Origin of the sequence: Novipirellula herctigrandis (genome assembly GCA_007859835.1) — a bacterium.
In the GTDB taxonomy this organism is placed as follows: domain Bacteria; phylum Planctomycetota; class Planctomycetia; order Pirellulales; family Pirellulaceae; genus Novipirellula_A; species Novipirellula_A herctigrandis.
Genome location: SJPJ01000001.1, coordinates 5,860,239 through 5,877,554 on the forward strand (window position 1 = coordinate 5,860,239; position 17,316 = coordinate 5,877,554).

At 52.0% G+C, this 17,316-nt stretch carries 14 protein-coding genes; 5 read left to right on the plus strand and 9 right to left on the minus strand.

Annotation, left to right across the window (positions count from 1 at the left end):
• Positions 1-459 precede the first annotated feature (459 nt).
• Positions 460-1,689, plus strand: coding sequence for a DUF1559 domain-containing protein (locus CA13_RS21510; RefSeq protein WP_146400132.1), 1,230 nt, complete (start codon positions 460-462; stop codon positions 1,687-1,689).
• A 63-nt stretch (positions 1,690-1,752) separates the two neighbouring features.
• Positions 1,753-1,989: a hypothetical protein gene (locus CA13_RS21515; RefSeq protein WP_146400134.1), complete on the plus strand. Its 237-nt coding sequence runs from the start codon at positions 1,753-1,755 to the stop codon at positions 1,987-1,989.
• A gap of 114 nt (positions 1,990-2,103) precedes the next feature.
• Here the strand turns inward: CA13_RS21515 and CA13_RS21520 are convergent, their stop codons facing one another.
• The 7 genes from CA13_RS21520 to CA13_RS21550 all read right to left on the minus strand — a co-directional run bounded on the left by CA13_RS21520 (position 2,104) and on the right by CA13_RS21550 (position 10,542).
• Positions 2,104-4,881 carry a CRTAC1 family protein gene (locus CA13_RS21520; protein WP_419194661.1) on the minus strand — a complete coding sequence of 926 codons (2,778 nt, stop codon included), beginning with the start codon at positions 4,879-4,881 and terminating at the stop codon, positions 2,104-2,106.
• Positions 4,882-5,678: 797 nt separating this feature from the next.
• Positions 5,679-6,014, minus strand: coding sequence for a 50S ribosomal protein L19 (gene rplS, locus CA13_RS21525; RefSeq protein ID WP_419195138.1), 336 nt, complete (start codon positions 6,012-6,014; stop codon positions 5,679-5,681).
• A 49-nt stretch (positions 6,015-6,063) separates the two neighbouring features.
• Positions 6,064-6,768: a tRNA (guanosine(37)-N1)-methyltransferase TrmD gene (gene trmD / locus CA13_RS21530; RefSeq protein WP_146400139.1), complete on the minus strand. Its 705-nt coding sequence runs from the start codon at positions 6,766-6,768 to the stop codon at positions 6,064-6,066.
• 14 nt (positions 6,769-6,782) lie between these two features.
• The gene (gene rpsP, locus CA13_RS21535) at positions 6,783-7,199 is read right to left on the minus strand and encodes a 30S ribosomal protein S16 (protein ID WP_419195139.1); all 417 of its coding nucleotides are present in this window, start codon (positions 7,197-7,199) and stop codon (positions 6,783-6,785) included.
• A gap of 137 nt (positions 7,200-7,336) precedes the next feature.
• Positions 7,337-8,806 (minus strand): signal recognition particle protein, encoded by a 1,470-nt coding sequence (ffh, locus tag CA13_RS21540; protein ID WP_146400143.1) that lies wholly within the window; start codon positions 8,804-8,806, stop codon positions 7,337-7,339.
• 325 nt (positions 8,807-9,131) lie between these two features.
• Positions 9,132-9,947 carry a histidinol-phosphatase gene (gene hisN, locus CA13_RS21545; protein ID WP_146400144.1) on the minus strand — a complete coding sequence of 272 codons (816 nt, stop codon included), beginning with the start codon at positions 9,945-9,947 and terminating at the stop codon, positions 9,132-9,134.
• Positions 9,931-10,542 (minus strand): signal peptidase II, encoded by a 612-nt coding sequence (locus tag CA13_RS21550; RefSeq protein ID WP_146400146.1) that lies wholly within the window; start codon positions 10,540-10,542, stop codon positions 9,931-9,933. The genes hisN and CA13_RS21550 overlap by 17 nt, the downstream gene beginning before the upstream one ends.
• A 236-nt stretch (positions 10,543-10,778) precedes the next feature.
• Between CA13_RS21550 and thrC the strand changes: the two genes are divergently transcribed.
• Positions 10,779-12,206, plus strand: a complete 1,428-nt coding sequence (thrC, locus tag CA13_RS21555) for a threonine synthase (RefSeq protein WP_146400148.1) — start codon at positions 10,779-10,781, stop codon at positions 12,204-12,206.
• 16 nt (positions 12,207-12,222) lie between these two features.
• Here the strand turns inward: thrC and CA13_RS21560 are convergent, their stop codons facing one another.
• Both CA13_RS21560 and CA13_RS21565 read right to left on the minus strand, forming a co-directional pair.
• A complete protein-coding gene (locus CA13_RS21560; RefSeq protein WP_146400149.1) occupies positions 12,223-12,891 on the minus strand; it encodes a DUF6544 family protein in 669 nt (222 codons plus the stop codon).
• A gap of 65 nt (positions 12,892-12,956) precedes the next feature.
• Positions 12,957-14,459, minus strand: coding sequence for a B12-binding domain-containing radical SAM protein (locus tag CA13_RS21565; protein ID WP_419194662.1), 1,503 nt, complete (start codon positions 14,457-14,459; stop codon positions 12,957-12,959).
• 257 nt (positions 14,460-14,716) lie between these two features.
• Here CA13_RS21565 and rtcA point away from each other — a divergent pair, with 257 nt between their 5' ends.
• Together rtcA and CA13_RS21575 are read left to right on the plus strand one after the other, a co-directional pair.
• Positions 14,717-15,733 carry an RNA 3'-terminal phosphate cyclase gene (rtcA, locus tag CA13_RS21570; RefSeq protein WP_146400153.1) on the plus strand — a complete coding sequence of 339 codons (1,017 nt, stop codon included), beginning with the start codon at positions 14,717-14,719 and terminating at the stop codon, positions 15,731-15,733.
• A gap of 54 nt (positions 15,734-15,787) precedes the next feature.
• Positions 15,788-17,185 carry an RtcB family protein gene (locus CA13_RS21575; RefSeq protein WP_146400155.1) on the plus strand — a complete coding sequence of 466 codons (1,398 nt, stop codon included), beginning with the start codon at positions 15,788-15,790 and terminating at the stop codon, positions 17,183-17,185.
• Positions 17,186-17,316 lie beyond the last annotated feature (131 nt).

Consider the following 17,316-nt stretch of genomic DNA (forward strand, 5'->3'; position numbering starts at 1 on the left):
TATAATTCTATACCAAGAAATAGACTTTTCGGAATGGATTTCAGCGATATTGTACGAAGGCATCTTGTCATCTCGAAGCTAGACTCGTTGAACGATTCTTTTAGTTCTTTCCAATGCTTTGCCGTCATATTTGGTGTCGCAATTTGAGAATTGATACATATGGTCACGTTTGGTCGGCTTCAAAAACTGCTTCGTTCTGACATCCGAAAATCGTGAGTTCAATGAAGATGGCATCTCTTTTTGCCTGGAAAAGGGTCTTCTGTTCTCCTATGATCGTCTATTAAGGTAGCGATAAAGCCTTTAGTGGCGGGGTTATCACTTGCGGGACATCGATCGTGCATACGCGTCTTTTTATTGGCGTGTTCTGCTGAGAGACCACTTTTCATTGAATCGCCTCCACTTCAATCACTCCTCTTTTTCTCCTCTTTTTCTTTCCACACTTCTTAAAAGGTCTAAGCCATGAGAAATCAAGCTAGACGAGTTGCGTTTACACTCGTCGAATTACTCGTCGTCATAGCCATTATTGGGGTCCTAGTCGGACTTCTTTTGCCTGCTGTTCAGGCTGCACGTGAAGCGGCTCGCCGAATGAGCTGTAGCAACAATTTCAAACAAATTGGCTTGGGGCTTCACAACTATCATTCAGCCTACAACAAACTGCCTCAACAGCGTCACGGCACATGGAACACGACTTATGGCAATTGGCCAATGAACTACAGTGACGACATCAATTACTTGCAATTGAACTTCTTAGTAGGCATTTTGCCATTTGTCGAGCAGCAAGCGTTGCACGAGCAAATCGTCAATCCGAATGGCTTGAATTCCGATGGTTCTACTCGAACACCTCCTTGGAATCCTTTAGGACCAACGGTTGATGGTCACGACAATTATGCTCCTTGGGTGACCGAGGTGGGGACTTTTCGATGCCCAAGCGATCCTGGTCGAGGGGCCCCTGGTTATGGACGAACGAACTACGGTGCGTGTCTTGGTGACAGCTACAACATGCCCAACGGAGACTGGTTTTGGTGGGATCACAACACAACCGCTATCGATGGCGGCTGGCCTTCTGCTCAAGGTTGTGGACGTGGGGCATTTGTTGGTCGTAAGCAGACTGCCTTCCGCGATATCCTCGATGGTCTTTCCAACACAATCGCTTGTGGTGAATTGACGACGGACCTCGGGGATAAGGACACTCGTACGGTACCCGTTGAACAGGGCCAAGGTGGCGCCGTTCAACTAGCAGACAATCCGCTTTCGTGTCGTGAAGGCCTTGACCCACTGCGTCCTCAATTTTGGGCACCGGGTTTGCAAACCGCGGCTGAAGGTCAACCTGGCCAAGGTTCACGTTGGGCTCGTGGTATGCAATGGTCGAGTGCATTCGCGATCAACAGCGGTGTCTATACGATCTTGCCACCCAACAGCGAAACGTGCCAAGAGTTGCCTGCATCGCAATGGGCGGGACCTTTCGCCGATCGTGTCAATGCACCCGTTTCGAGTCGTCACCAAGGTGGTGCTCATGTGTTGATGTCGGATGGAGCTGTCAAGTTTATCACCGATTCGATCGAAGCTGGCAATAGTTCTGCGGCTCCTGTGAATCCTTGGTCGAGGCAAGGTGTGCAAAGCCCGTACGGCGTCTGGGGAGCTTTGGGAACGAAGGCGAACAAGGAAACGATCGAAGCTGACCTGTTCTAGTTTTGAACCAACTCCATCGTTGCAAGCCAGCGATTTATACCTCGTTTTTTGAAAGACAAAATCATGAAAAAAATGTCGATGATTCTTCTATCCGCAACTTTTCTGACGTTGTCGATCGGTTGCGGCCCAGAGAAGGGAGCTGAATCGGTTTTCGATGAAGATGAAATGGCTAAGTACCGATCGACTCCTGAGCAAATCGCCGCAGGTATGAAGTCGGGGCAGGCAATAGCGCCGGACAAGAAGGAGGCAGCGGCATTGGGGAAAGAAACTGCGAAAGCGACTAATTCCGCTGGTAAATAGCTACAAAGTTCTAATTGCCTTTCCGTTGAAAGCAAATCAAACTAGTGTCTATCGAAGGAGTCACCGGGAAATATTTCCGGCGGCTCCTTTTTTTTCGTTGAACTCGGTCTCATCCTACGGTAATTCAAACAGTCCCCGTTCGTTTTGAAGGACCAAAAGATCTGCGTTGATCGGCGGGTTTGAAAATATTTGTGATGATCCGTCGGGCCAATAAATTGAAACCGTGTCGATATTGTTTACACTGCCAAGCCCAAATGTGATCACGTTCTCGTTGCGACACATGTAGCCATCACCTGTGGCAACCCATTGACGGTATTGGTTGCCCTGAACCGAGATTTCAATGGTCGCTCCGATCGCGTCTCTCTCACACTGGACACCAACGAGACGAAAGCGACACCAATTTCCCACCGATTTGGTCTGGTTGATTAGCAAAGCGGAAGGTGTTTCGAGATGGGTAACAACTAGATCACTGCGCCCATCCCGATTGAAATCAAGCTTGGCGAGAGCTCGTCCTAGATGGGCTTGGCCAAAGTAGTTCGAGGGATCGTTGTTGGTTTTAGCGATGAGTCGGTTTCCCTCGTTTGCGAAGATCTGAGCCGGCTGCTCAAACGATTTTTTTGTCCCATTGGGTCGCTCGACACGACCGTTGACAATCACAAAATCTCTAGTGCGGTTGTTGTCATAATCCAACGATTGGGTCCCAAAGCCGACAAGCGGTTCGCTCGCTTGGTCAATTCCAAACGCAACACTGCGTTCCACGAACAAGCTACCTTGGTTCAAGAAAAGGCTATTCGACTCGTCTTCGAAATTTGTGACGTGCAAATCTGCGAAGCCGTTGAGGTTGAAGTCGTCCAATGCGATCCCCATTGATCCCGTTCGGCTTCCGCGACCGCCTAATGCACATCCGCGAAGCAATGCGGAATCAGTGGCGTTGCCCGAGGTGTCAAAGTTCAATAGGTGGTCTGGGTAGACATCGTTCGCAACAAATACCTCCGTCCCAATCGAATCGTCGAGATTGGCAACGACTAAACCGAGGCTTGCGGCTGAGGGCGTGGTGGTGAGGATTGAAGCACCCTTTGCGTCCGAAATGCCTTGTCGGACGACAAAGTTCGGGGAAGGCTTATAGCTCAATGGCGACAGTTGCTCGATTTGACCGCCGCCGTCCTTCAGAGGTTTTCGAGCTAGATTCGGATCGTCAGCATATACGGCTTGCACGAGTTCTGGGATTGCATCACCAGTAACATCCGCTATCGCTAACGAAGTCAACATTCCATCGGAAAGCCTCGGCATAGGGATAGGCGATTCGGCGAATGTGCCATCGCCGTTATTGATCAACAATCGAGTGCCGTGAAGATTTGCAAACGCTAAGTCCGCAAATCCATCTTGATTCCAATCGCCCGATGTCACCCCAAGCGTGTATCCAAAGTCGGATGCTTCGGCAACCGCAGTGACATCGACAAGCAAGCCAGATTGTTGACGATAGAGCAAATTAGAAACCGTCGATTTGAATTCGGGTGGATCGCAATTTCCTTGGGCGAAATAGAGATCGAATTGTCCATCAAGGTCATAGTCAATGACGGCAACGCCGCCGCCCATTTGTTGGTAGATCGAAAATCGATCTGGTTGAGGTTGAGCTGCAACACGGAAGGCATGCTTAAGGCCAACTGAATCCGCAATGTTGGCAAATTTGGGTGCGAGTGAAATGGTGATCGCGGGCTTTTGTGTATATTGGTTTTCCGTCGGTTCACGCCAAGTTGGAGATTGAAAGTTCGCCAATTTCATATCGCATAGTCGTTGCTCCGCTGTCGGAAATCCTGTTCCCGTTTGAACCAATTGTTGTCGCCGTTGGTTAAGCTTTGTGATTTTCTCCCTGGTTTTTTCAGGGGATTCGCCATCGTTGTACCGTTGAACCGCAATCGCTTTCCACATGATCGCTTCAAGTTCACGATCAAGCTTCGTGAGGATTTCTGAGAGTTCCTCTAAGGTTTCTTGCTTTGGAATCGGAGCTTCAGAAAGCTTGTGGCTGAGTTCGACTGTGCGTCTTACGTCGAAATACCGCTGCATCCATTTCGCGGCAAGTTGTTCCTTGCCAAGCGCGGTTAGAGCTTGATTCATGCGAAGATAAGTTCGATAGTCTGTCGGGTCTCGTAGTAAAGCTTCCCCCGCTGCGTGGACGGCTTCTTCAAAGCGGCGTTGTTCAAGCAAAACGATCGTTGCGGCAACCCAGTATTCTGCTTGGTCTTTTACGGCATCATTGGCATGAATCAGCCAAGGAACGAGTTTCTCGGAATGCTGAGCAGCAGCTAAGATTCGCCCATAGAAAGCTTCGACATCAGCGGGGACTTCGACGGAATCTTGGCTCGCTTGGCCGTCCCGGCCAAGGTACGTGGCCAATGTTCTTTCCGCTGCTGCAAATTGGAACTTTCCAAATTGCCAACGAGCATCTGAAATGGCGTTGATTGGGTAATAGTGCCTCGCTGCGTTTTCCGGGTCGCCTCCCGCAGGAAGCTCCGAGTAGAGGGCGTCAGGTACCGAAAGCAGGGCTTGCAGTTCATCCTGTCGTACGTCACCCGCACGGCAAAGTTGTTGCAGAAGCGGCACCGCCGCATGACGGCGACCTTCACGATTGAGCAGCCATGCTAGTTGGCGTATCGCAGGAACGGCGTCCGGAACCCGGTCGAGAATTTTGCGGTATTTCTCCTCCGCAAGGTCATACTTCTCGAGCTTCATCGCCATGTCCGCACTAACCCCAAGGGCGAGCAGGCCAAGTTCTGGGTGGGCGACGGGAACGTTGCCAAGCAAGTCCATGCCCGTTTCGTGATCCCCTTGATAGAGCTTCAAGTTGCCAAGTCGAAACAATGCGTCGGGATCCGTCGGATCTACTGACAGCATTGATGTTAGTTTCGATTCCGCTGTTGCGAAATTACCTTGTTGAAGCGCCGTATCGATTTGGCTCAACTGCGTTGCGCGGGTTGTACTTGGTTTCGGCGTAGTTGACGCTGTCTTCGAATCGGCGGTTGCTCGTTTGACTGATGTCTCGGGTTTGACTGATGTCTCGGGCGACACCGATTTCTCATCCTGTGCGGGGTCAGTCCGTTTGGGTTCAGAACCCGACTGGTCACAACCGACTGTCGCACCAACCAACAAAGCGAACAATGTAGATCGCTTAGCAAAGGGGCGTGCGAATTGAAGCAATGCAACTATTGAACGCAAGACAACCTCGAAAAGCAAAGGCCTTTGCTGGCTAGTGAAGTGCCACATGAGCTCCATTCATCATAGCCGAATCAACTTGTTTGTGGGGCAATGGATATGTCACCATGGCCACCGGATTCCGGCGACGAGATCGAGTCGTTTTGTTTTGGGGCTGTACTCCAATTGCGACAAAAGCCGAGATTCTCATGCGATTGCCAGTTTGCGTTTACGGTTGGCTCCGGCAGTAACTCGCGACAGATTAAAATCTGCGTTCATCATTCTGAACAACCCGTTAGGTCTTCAGCAAATTAGTTAAGCACCAAGCAATCCATGTCGCAAGCAATCGCGACTCGCCGTGGTTTAGCATCGGCGATTCGTCGCCCAATCATTTGAGGTGATGTCGCTCTAGGCGGCATGACTCAATAAAAAACGATCGAAACCGAGTTTTCCTCAGAGTCGATCGTTTTGTTTTTCGATTTCGCGAAGGAGTGTAACGTTTAGCGGCGACGTTCTTTTAGACGCACTGCTTTGCCGATTCGATCGCGGAGGAAGTACAGCTTTGCTCGGCGAATTACGGCGCTTCGCTTGACTTCGACCTTTTCGATGCGAGGGCTGTGTACTGGGAATTTCCGTTCCACGCCCTGCCCTGCGACGATACGACGAACCGTGAACATTTCCTTGGATCCGCTCCCGCTGCGAGCGATGACGACGCCGCTGAAAACTTGGATTCGTTCTTTGTTGCCTTCAAGAATCTTCAAGTGAACATCAACGGTATCGCCGATGTCAAACTTGGGTGGCTCTTCTTTCAAAGCAGATTTTTCGACCAACTGCATAATGGATGCTTGGCTCATTGTTATTTCCCTTTACTTTTACTGTTTGCAATTATTTGTTTGTGTTATGGTCAGGCAGCAAATCGCTGCGTCTTTGTTCGGTTCGCTCGAGTGATTGTTGTTCCCGCCACGCAGCAATTGCCTTGTGGTCACCGTTTAAGAGTACTTCGGGAACTGCGTGTCCGCGAAACTCTCTCGGGCGAGTGTATTGAGGGAATTCCAACAGCCGATTTCCTCGGCTAAACGAATCCTCAATATTGCTGTTCTCGTCTCCCAGGACTCCCGGCAACAACCGGACCACTGCGTCAACGATTACCATTGCGGCCACTTCGCCTCCGTTGAGAACAAAGTCGCCAATGCTTATTTCCTCGGGTTCCAAAATATCAATGACCCGTTGGTCAAAGCCTTCGTAGCGACCACACAAGAGCATCACTCGCTCTTCAGTCGCCAAGTCCTCCGCCATCCGTTGGTCGAACCGTTTGCCTTGCGGAGTGAGCAATATTTTTCTTGCTTTCCGCGAATCCATTGCTTCGACCGACTCGGCACAATTCACCGTCGTTTTCACCTGGATCAACATTCCTGGACCACCACCAAACGGTCGGTCATCGACTTTGCGGTGCGGCGTGTCCTCGGCCCAATCACGCAGGTCATGCCGGTGAATGTGGACCAACTCTCGCTGGATCGCTTTGTCGAGCAGGCTTTGGGTCAGGTAACCATCGAAGATCGCTGGAAACAGGGTGATGATGTCAAATCGCATAGCGAGCTATGGGATTATTCGCTAGCCGCTTCAGGAGCAGCTTCTTCGGTCGCAGCAGCCTCTTCGGCTGGCGCTCCCTCAGTTGAGGCTTCTTCTGCCGGTGCTTCTGGCTTCTTCGGTGCTGCAGGCTCAGGAACAAAAGTGTATTCCTTTCGCTTGCCCAGACGCTCAAGTGCAGCCTTTTGTTGTTCTAGGTGCGTGCCTTCGGTGCCGTACTTCTTGATCAATACAGCGACCTTATCGCTGGGCTGAGCACCCACACTTAGCCAATGATCGACGCGATCTGACTTCAGCAAAACCCGTGCGTCGGTTTCGGGGCACATTGGATCGTAGTAACCGAGTTCCTCGATCACGCGACCGTCACGTGGGCTTCGTTGGTCCATCGCACACACGCGATAGAACGGACGGTGGGTCCGGCCCATCTTTTTCATTCGAATTCTTACTGCCATTAACTTTTTTGCTCCCAAAGCTTTCGCTTCGTTCGGGTTTCACGTCTAGTCAGACTGCCTGGGACAGAGAAACGCTCTCCGTGCCGGGTCGTTGCCGCATACGCACGGCATCTGTTTCGTTATCTTTTTTTCTTCAATTTTCGCAACAACTTGTCGCGTTCTTTCTTTCGTTTCTTTTTCTCTTGCGAAGAGAGCCGTTCGCCGGTCCCTTTCTTTGTTTTCATTCCCATGGTCGGGTCGCCCATGGCAGCACCCCGTTGCATTTGACGCATCATCTTCATGCGATCGCCGACATTTCCGCCAACCATCGCTTGCATCACGGGTTTCATTGTCTCGAACTGTTTCACCAGTTGCGAAATCGTTGACGCTTGGACTCCCGCACCTTTCGCGATGCGAGTTCGGCGATGGACATCGATGAGTTTTGGGTTTCGGCGTTCGGCCATCGTCATGCTGTTGATCGCACCGATCGTTTGACGAATACCGCCTTCTGCTTCGTCCGAGTCCATCATTTCTTTGAACTGGCCCATGCCGGGCATCAAGCCCATCATTTTGCCCATCAGGCCTGGCTTGGCGACCTTTTCCATCATGCCTTTGAAATCGTCGAGTGTGAAATCCCCGGAAGCCATCTTCGCTTCGATTTCTTCACGTTCTTTTTCGTCAACGATTCGGTGGGCTTCACGTGCCGCCGCGACAATGTCGCCCATTTGCAAGATGCGGCTTGACATCCCTTCAGGACGAAAGGGCTCAAGTGCATCGAAGTGTTCGCCAGTTCCGATGAATTTCACCGGGACACCCGTGACATGTTTGACCGAAAGTAACGCTCCACCGCGAGCGTCACCGTCGAGCTTGGTCATGATGACGCCATTGAGTTCCAAAGCTTCGTTGAACGCTCCGGCACTGTTGACTGCGTCTTGTCCCGTCATCCCGTCGACGACGAGATAGACTTGGTCGGGTGCAACTTTCTTATCGATCCGTTGCAGTTCGGCCATCAATTCTTGATCAATGGCCAATCGTCCTGCGGTGTCGAGGATGACCACGCGAGCCCCTTCGGCTTTCGCTTTGGCGATCCCGTTTCTGCAAACCTTGACAGGGTCTTTGTTGTCTTTTTCGCTGTAAACCGGCACATCCAATTGGCGGCCGATCACATGCAATTGTTCGATCGCAGCAGGCCGTTGAAGGTCGGCAGCGACCAGCATTGGTTTGACGTTCTCTTCCTTGAGTAGCTGAGAAAGCTTACCGCAAGTGGTCGTTTTTCCGCTTCCTTGCAGCCCGCAAAGCATGATGATCGTCGGGCCCGATTCTTTCAGATGCAGCGAAGAATCAACGGGACCAAGGATCGAAATCAATTCGTCGTTGACGATCCGAACGAGTTCTTCGTGCGGGCGGAGGCTCAGCAAGACCCGTTTTCCGAGGGCTTTCTCGCTGACGTGATCCATGAAGTCCTGGACAACGGAGTAGCTGACGTCGGCTTCCAGCATCGACTTTTTGACGATTTCCAGCCCATCACGCATATTGCCTTCGGTAAGCTTGCCTTTTCCAGACAAACTCTTAAAAGCAGATTGCAGACCTTCAGAGAGGGAATCAAACACGGGGCGGCTCGAACAGTGGCGTCAATAAGACAGGGGCGTCAATAAGACAGGGCTCTTGGCCCAGGACGAAGCTCGATAGTTTACGGGCCTATGGCTCGTTTTGTAAATGGACTCCGCCCCGATTTGCCATCCATTTTCAATGGAAATCCCGTCTTTCTCTGCAGCTCGAGTAGGGAGCCCTGGATTTCACTGCTGTCCTCTGCACCATTTATTCCGGCAAGGGTTGTTAATGCCCCCTTGCGGTTGGCGTTTTGGCGAGTTGCCGAATCCTCCGCAGCGAGTGTGAATCCAGCAGGGCGTATGAATCCTGGGGGCTATGAGCCAGCTAACTCGGCTTTAGGTGCGAGAGGACGGCATCATGTAGCCGTCCGTTGGTGCCAACCCCATTGCCACCACGGACCGTTGCCTCCCCGTTCCAATCGGTGAATTGTCCACCGGCTTGTTCGAGAATCGGCTTCATTGGGGCCACATCCCATGGGTTGCAAATCGGGTCGACCATCAAGTCGGCTCGACCGGTGGCGACCATAAGATACCCGTAGCCATCGCCCCAACTTCGCGTGACCCAAGCCTCTTTTTCCAGCTGTAGATAGGCTTTGACGCTATCCATTTTGGCAAACGAATCGACTTGGCTGACGACGAAAACGGCCTTCGATAAGTCCGAGGTCGAAGACACGCTGGCTTTTTTCCAAGCCGAGTCGAGGCTTGTCTTGTACCAACTGCCCTGCCCTGCCCCGCCGACAATCATCTCACCAAGTGCGGGAATGAAAATCACTCCTGCGATCGGTATGCCTTCATGTTCGACCGCAAGTAATGTCGAGTACAGTGGGACACCGCAAACGAATGACTTGGTTCCGTCAATCGGATCGACGACCCATCGGTAAGGACTCGATCCGGTTTGCTCAGCGAATTCCTCGCCTTGCAAGGTATCCTCCGGAAATCGTTCCGCGAGCATTTTGCGAACCAATTGCTCTGCTTCGCGATCCGCAATCGTGACTGGCGAATCGTCTTTTTTTGCATCCACTTTGAGGCCATCGGTGCGGTAGTATTTCAGGGTATGCTCACCGGCGGCGCGGGCCACTTCGGTCATCGCCGACAGTCGACCTTCGTGGAGTGGTTGCCACTGATCAGGATTGCTTGTCATCGTTTTTTGCCTTCTTGGTTTCGATCTTGTCTTGGTTGTCTTTCGGGGTATCGTCCACCAGAAACAGCGATTGATACAACAACATGCATGCTCCGACCACCAACAGAGAATCGGCGATATTGAAATTCGGCCATTTCCAGTCATCACTGGCTTGCCACAAAATCCAGTCGCGAACGCCGCTCTTCCAAGCATCGGGGTATCCGGATTGCCACCACATCCCCATGCGATCGTAGAGATTACCGATGATTCCGCCGGAAATTAGCCCCAGCGCCACGGTCAACCACATCGACACAGCAGCGCGAAAATAGAACAACCACGCCAAAATGCTCACACCAGCGAGGACCGAAATCGCTGCGAAGATGGCACCCTGCCCTTGCCCGATTCCGAACACCGCCCCCAAATTGACTGCGGTTTCGATTCCAAAGTAGCCGTCGATGACCCACCAAATGTCCTTTTCCCCCGGTAGGCCTCGCCATGCAAAAATCGCTTGTTTGCTCCACAAATCAGCGACTGCACCGGCAATTGCCAAGGTGAAAAATATCGCCACTCGGTTCCTAGGAAGCGAATCAGATGTATTTGGATCGTTTTCGTCCATGTTTCAGATTAATTTGCGGTCGGAATTTGAAAGCGTTCACGGTAGAATCCAATGCGAAGCTTGCCCAGACGGATTCACCGCCACAATGGTCATCTTCGGTATTTTTCGCAGGACGACGCCGTTGAGAGTCTCGAGTCATAGAGAATCTAGCGTCAAAGGTCCACTGCCAATCTAGTTTATGGTGTGGGATTCTATCTCACGTTTACTTACGAAGCCCTTACCAGCTCAGTTCCGTCATGTTGCAGACCGCCGAAAACGCCAGCAATCCGCAAACCGACCTCGCATTTCAACGCTGTATCAACCCAGCGTGCGGGGCCACGTATGATGCCCACTCGATCCGGACCGCTTGCGACAAGTGCGGCGATTTGCTGGATATCGCTTACGATTGGGACCGCGCATCGGTGCCGACCAAAATGAGCGACTTCGAGGCAATGTGGAGTCAACGGACTAATCCGGTTCGCTTTAGCGGCGTTTGGCGGTTCCACGAACTGTTGCCGTTCGCCCGTCAAGATCAACTCGTGACGGTTGGTGAGGGCCAAACGCTATTGCAGCAGACCGATTCGGTTGGCGATTACGTCGGAATGAACCATGGCCAATTGCATTTGCAATACGAAGGGATGAACCCCTCGGGCAGTTTCAAAGACAACGGTATGTGCGCCGCTGTTACCCACGCCAACATGATGGGCGCAAAACGAGCCGCTTGTGCCAGTACGGGTAACACGAGTGCGTCGCTAGCGCTTTACTGTAGTGCGACACGACTAATGAGAGCCATTATTTTTATCGGCAGCGGTAAAATTTCCTACGGCAAACTTTCTCAAGCTCTCGACTACGGCGCACTGACGGTTCAAATTGCAGGCGACTTCGACGATGCGATGATCCGAGTGAAACAGGTCTCGCAGGAACTCGGTATCTATCTAGTCAACAGCGTTAATCCGTTTCGGCTCGAAGGTCAAAAGACGATCATGTTTCGAGTTCTCGAATCACTAGGCTGGGAAGTTCCGGATTGGATTGTTGTCCCCGGTGGCAATCTTGGAAACAGTAGCTCGTTCGCCAAGGCGTTCATGGAGCTCAAAGAACTTGGCCTAGTCGATCGCGTTCCCCGGCTCGCCGTTATCAACGCCAGCGGCGCAGATACGCTTTACGAATTGGTCGAACGGCGCGGCGTGAAATGGAATGGTGGCCACGTCAACATGGACCCCATTCGCGAATACAATGACTTGATGGATCGCGAGGGCATCCGAGCGGACACGATCGCTAGTGCGATCGAAATCAATCGTCCTGTGAACTTGAAAAAGTGCTTGCGCGCATTGGAGTTTATGAACGGTGTGGTGCGGCAAGTTAGCGACCAAGAAATCCTCGACGCGAAAGCAAAAGTAGGTGCCGGAGGATTCGGGTGCGAGCCTGCGTCGGCTGCCAGCGTTGCAGGTGCCAAGTTGTTGCGACGCGAGGGAGTGATTGCCCCAAGTGACCGCGTGGTTTGTATCCTCACTGGACATGAACTCAAAGATCCCACCGCAACGGTTGCCTATCACACCACCGATCAAGAACTCTTCAACAAGACCCTTGGCAGTCGTGGTGTGACGAAAGCCAGTCATGCCAACCGAGCGATCGCGGTGCCGAACGAGCTTGACGATATCATCAAAGCGATTCAGCTTTACTCGTAGTGGAAGTGGTTGGCTATTAGGAATCCATCAGGTGGAATTCTTGAATTTCACCGCGCCAGTATTCAAACGGTCCATCCACCGTTTCCCAGCGAACCGAGCCGCGGCTGGGAATGCGAACACCGTCGAATTTTTTATAGTCAGCCATTGCGCCGATCCAAGGTTCGGGTGGTGTTTTGGTGTCGCGCCGGCGTGTTTCTGTTCTCATACCAACAATGTCTCCTTGGTCATCAAAGGATAGATCCACGTAGATTTGGGGATCCTGATACCAAACTCGAATCAGCTTGTCGGAAAGTTCTTGATAAGTAAGTTCGTGATTATGCAGCATGGCTGTTGGATTCCATGCCAATTCCGCGAGATAACGCTGTGCTTCCCCTTGGTCGATGGTTTCGCCGCGGCCGCTCACGACGCGAATCAGACCAAACATTTTGACGTCCAGCATGCCTTGTTTATTTTTCAGGGCATCGACCACTGTTGCATTCACAAATGGAGCCATCTTTACCTTTGCCTCCCAGCGAAAATCCGTTCGGTCGGTTCGGGAAATTTGCGTTGCATTGAACGGCAACCATTTGCCATCGGGTTTTAATCGCATATGACCCGTCTGTCGGCTCAACACCTTTGTCGCATCTGGGGTTGTCCCTTCCGTCGCGCGAGCGGCGAAGTTTCGAATGAGGGTTGGGATTGACATGATCTCAGTCAGCTTGGTGTGAAAAATGGAGTCGCAAAAAGGGGTTTGCCTTTGAGCGGTGGAAGTCACACGCCTGCGGATACGATATTTCTGGGTGAACGAGAGGTGCTCTCGTTTTCGAGTCGTTTGCGAAACCGTACGTGCCGTCGCCTTGTCAAGTGAATCAACGGTCGCCATGCGGCGGCGGTTAGCTGATGACGTATCAGCTGATGCCAAACTCGATTGGATCGTTTGTAGAGATACGCCATTGCCAAATATGGCAAGATCGAGCGGGCGTCCCTAGGCCGTCGGCGCCAAATGGATGTGTGCGAAAATAGTTTCTCGTAGCACCATTGGTATCCTTCGGCCAACTCATCAACACTCATTCGGTTTGGCTGGAAGACAACGTGTGCGGTGTCGTATTTTGACCAATCGGTGTGCAGCAAGCGTCCATCGGATTTCATCTGAGAAAACAGCGGTGTCCCGGGATAGGGTGTCAGGATATGAAGCGTGGCACATTCGAGGCGATTCTGTTCAATCCAGTCAACCGTTGTTGCAAAGACACTCGCATCGTCATGGTCAAAGCCAAGAACGAAACTACCGTTCACTTGAATTCCATGGTCGTGGAAGATTTTCACGCGGCGAGCGTAGTCATCTGTTTTCGGACTCCGTTTTCTCGAATCGACGATGTTTTCATTTTGCAGCGACTCAAAGCCAACGAACACGCCGGTGCATCCGGCTAATGCCATTTCACGGACAAGGCTAGGATCGTCGGTCACATCGACTGAAACCGCTGCACTCCATATTTTTTCGATGGGGCGAAGTGCTTTGCAAAGCTCTCGAAGGTACTCTTTACGTGAACCAAGATTGTTATCGGTGAACACTCCGTAGGGTTGGTCATCCGACTCGAATTCCGCAACGACCTGCTCAACATTACGAACTTGATACGGCATTTGCACGCCTTTCGTCGAAAGGTAACAGAAATCACAGCGGCTATGGCACCCTCGTGTTGCAATCAGGCTTGTTGTCGTTAGGTAGCTCTTCTTGAGTAATAACTCACGCCTTGGCGGTGGGTCTTCTCGATAAGGTTTCCGGTAATCACCTCGATAAATTTGTTCCAGCCGGTTGTTTGTAACGTCCTCGAGAATCTTTCCCCACACCTGCACGCCATCGCCGATCACGATACAGTCGCCGTGTGGTGCTACTTCATCAGGACACGACATCACATGCAAACCGCCCATGACAACCTTTGCTCCATGATCGCGATAGAACCGAGCAAGTTCGTAAGCTCGCGCGGCGAACGTTAAATGAACGGTAATTCCAACCACTTGCGGAAACGGATCGATCGGTGGAGGGCCGAGAAGCAGGTTCTCATCCCAATAGGTAACTTCCCAGTCATTGGGCGTCGCAGCCGCGATGCTGGTCAGGGCAAGGCTTGGCGTCAGGACATGCTTGCCGAAACTCGCATGGGGGTCTTTCGCGTAAAACGGATTGATCAACAAGGCGTTTCGAGCCTGAGGCGGTTCGACAGGCGTTGTTTCATCCAATCGCGGAGCAAGTCGAAATTCGTCAGGCTGCCAAATTTTCATGGGATTAAGGATAGCGGGTTTTCGTAGTGTCGTCGAATTCGTAGTGTCGTCGAAAAATGAATAGAATAAAAACGGTCGGCTTCGCATTTCGAGCGGCGTGATCTGGCTAACCCGGTTGGTCGCCGAGTTGGCGACACCAGCGAACACAGGCGGAATCGTTTGTGATGTCGCAGACGCGAACCAAGTTGCGATCAAATGGTTCTTGTCTTGATCACAACGACACCATCACAACGACACCGAGTGAAAGGGAATGATCGATGATCGAAATTGACGGTTCGGAGGGTGAAGGCGGCGGGCAAATTCTTCGGTCTTCGCTTGCGCTTTCGATAGTCACAGGGAAACCGGTCCGGTTCACGAACCTTCGTGCAAATCGCAATAAACCGGGATTGATGCGTCAGCACTTGACTGCGGTCAAAGCGGCGACGGAAGTTTGCGATGGGGCGGCGGAGGGAGCCGAACTGAATTCGCAAGAACTGACATTCACTCCGGGGCCGATCCGCGCTGGTGACTTTCACTTTGATGTCGGAACCGCTGGCAGTTGCACGTTGGTTCTACAAACCGTGTTGCCTGCGCTCCTTTATGCAGACCAGTCGTCATGTGTGGTCGTCGAAGGAGGCACGCACAATCCGTTCGCGCCGCCGTTTGAGTTCCTCGATCGAACATTCGTGCCTCTCGTCAGTCGGATGGGCGCTAAGGTTGAATTGAAGCTCCAGCAACACGGTTTCTACCCATCAGGTGGTGGACGAATAACGGCTACGGTTTGGCCGAAGGAATCATCGCGTCCGCTTTGTCTGCTGAATCGCGGAAAATTGCTTTCTCGTCAGGCGATCGCGGTGGTGGCAAACTTACCGGTTGATATCGCTTCCCGTGAATTGAGCACGGTGACAAAAAAGCTGGGTTGGGCAAAGCGTTGTCTTACGACAATCGAAGCAAACGAGTCACCTGGTCCAGGAAACGTGGTGATGTTGTCGGTAAAGTACGAAAATATCAACGAATTGTTTGTCGCGTTTGGAAAGCGGGGCATCTCCGCAGAACGCGTGGCTCAGAAAGCGATTAAGCATTTGAATAACTATTTGAGACATGATGCACCGGTTGGTCCATATTTGGCGGACCAATTGTCGTTGCCAATCGCATTGTCCGGCGGTGGTGAATTTCGAACATGTGAATTGACTGATCACACTCAAACGAACCTCGCAACGATAAAACGGTTCTTGGATGTGGAGACGATGGCGACGTCGCAGCAGGACGGAACGGTGGTCGTGACGATTAGGTGATTCCAAAATGTTTGCACCACTCCGCTAAGAACTACGCTTAAGAAATCGAAACCAATGAAAACACGTGAACTAAATAACCTTGGCGTTCCAAAGGGGGCGGCGATGAAGACGGCACTCCAAGCGGTCAGAAACGCTGCTAAGAACGGTATGAAGCAAGCGGAAATGCGTCAGCATATTTCAGCGATTGTCACTTCGCCAAGCTCGTTCAAAGAGGATCCTCTTTGGGGATCGCTTGGTTCGGAACTCGCTGGCGTTTTCGAGGCTCAGGCTCGGTATGTCGGCCGCGAAGATTCGGCTCCTTGGAAGCAATGGGGCGATGACCTGGATGCCGGTGCGGTGGATCAAATGACCAACGCATGCAAGTTGCCGGTGACCGTTTCGGGAGCATTGATGCCCGATGCGCACTTGGGGTACGGGCTGCCAATCGGTGGTGTTTTGGCGACCAAAGACTGCGTGATCCCTTATGCGGTTGGCGTCGACATTGCATGCCGGATGAAAATGACCGTGTTGGATTTGCCTGTCGATACGTTGGAGAAAAACCAGGAACGGCTCCGCAACGCAATCGAACGGGAAACACTTTTTGGTGTCGGTGCTGGATTTCGTAAAAAGCGGCAACATGATGTCTTGGATGCTGATTGGAATGTTTCTCCCATTACCAAACAGAATCGCGACAAGGCATGGAAGCAGCTAGGAACCAGCGGAAGTGGAAACCATTTTGTCGAGTTCGGTGTTTTGACGCTCGATCATGATGATCTCGGTCTCGAAGCAGGAATCTACTTGGCACTCCTAAGTCATAGTGGTTCTCGCGGCACGGGGGCATCGGTTTGTGCTCACTACAGTGCCGTCGCGAAGGAAGCACATCCGGAGTTGCCACGTGAGCTGTCGACCCTTGCGTGGTTGGATTTGGATTCCGAAGCCGGCACGGAATATTGGAATGCGATGAACTTGATGGGCGATTACGCCGCAGCGAATCACGCGTGCATCCATGAAGCGATTCAAAAGCATCTTGGTGTCGATGTGCTATTGGACATCGAAAACCATCACAATTTTGCGTGGAAAGAAACGCATGGTGGTGAAGAGTTGATTGTCCATCGCAAAGGGGCGACGCCAGCGGGTAAGGGTGTGCTTGGAATCATCCCCGGTTCGATGGGGACACCCGGTTACGTCGTGCGCGGCATGGGTGTCGAGGCGTCGCTGCTGAGCGCATCGCATGGTGCGGGCCGAAAAATGAGCCGTACGGCAGCAAAGTCCAAGTTCAATTGGAAGGACGTAAAACGGTTTCTTGACGAGCGTGGCGTGACGTTGATGTCGGCGGGACTTGATGAAGTGCCAATGGCATACAAAGACATTGAAGAAGTCATGGCATCGCAACAAGACCTAGTCGAATCGATCGCTCGTTTCGATCCGAAACTCGTCAAGATGGCAAAAGCGGGGGAACGGCCCGAGGACTAAGCGGCCCGAGGACTAAGCGGCCCGAGGACTAAGCGGCCCGAGGACTAATTGGCCTCCTAAGGATTGCGGTGCATTCCATGAACTGGCCGCTGCGCAATCGCGTAGCGGCTGTGTTCTTTACCGAATGCATT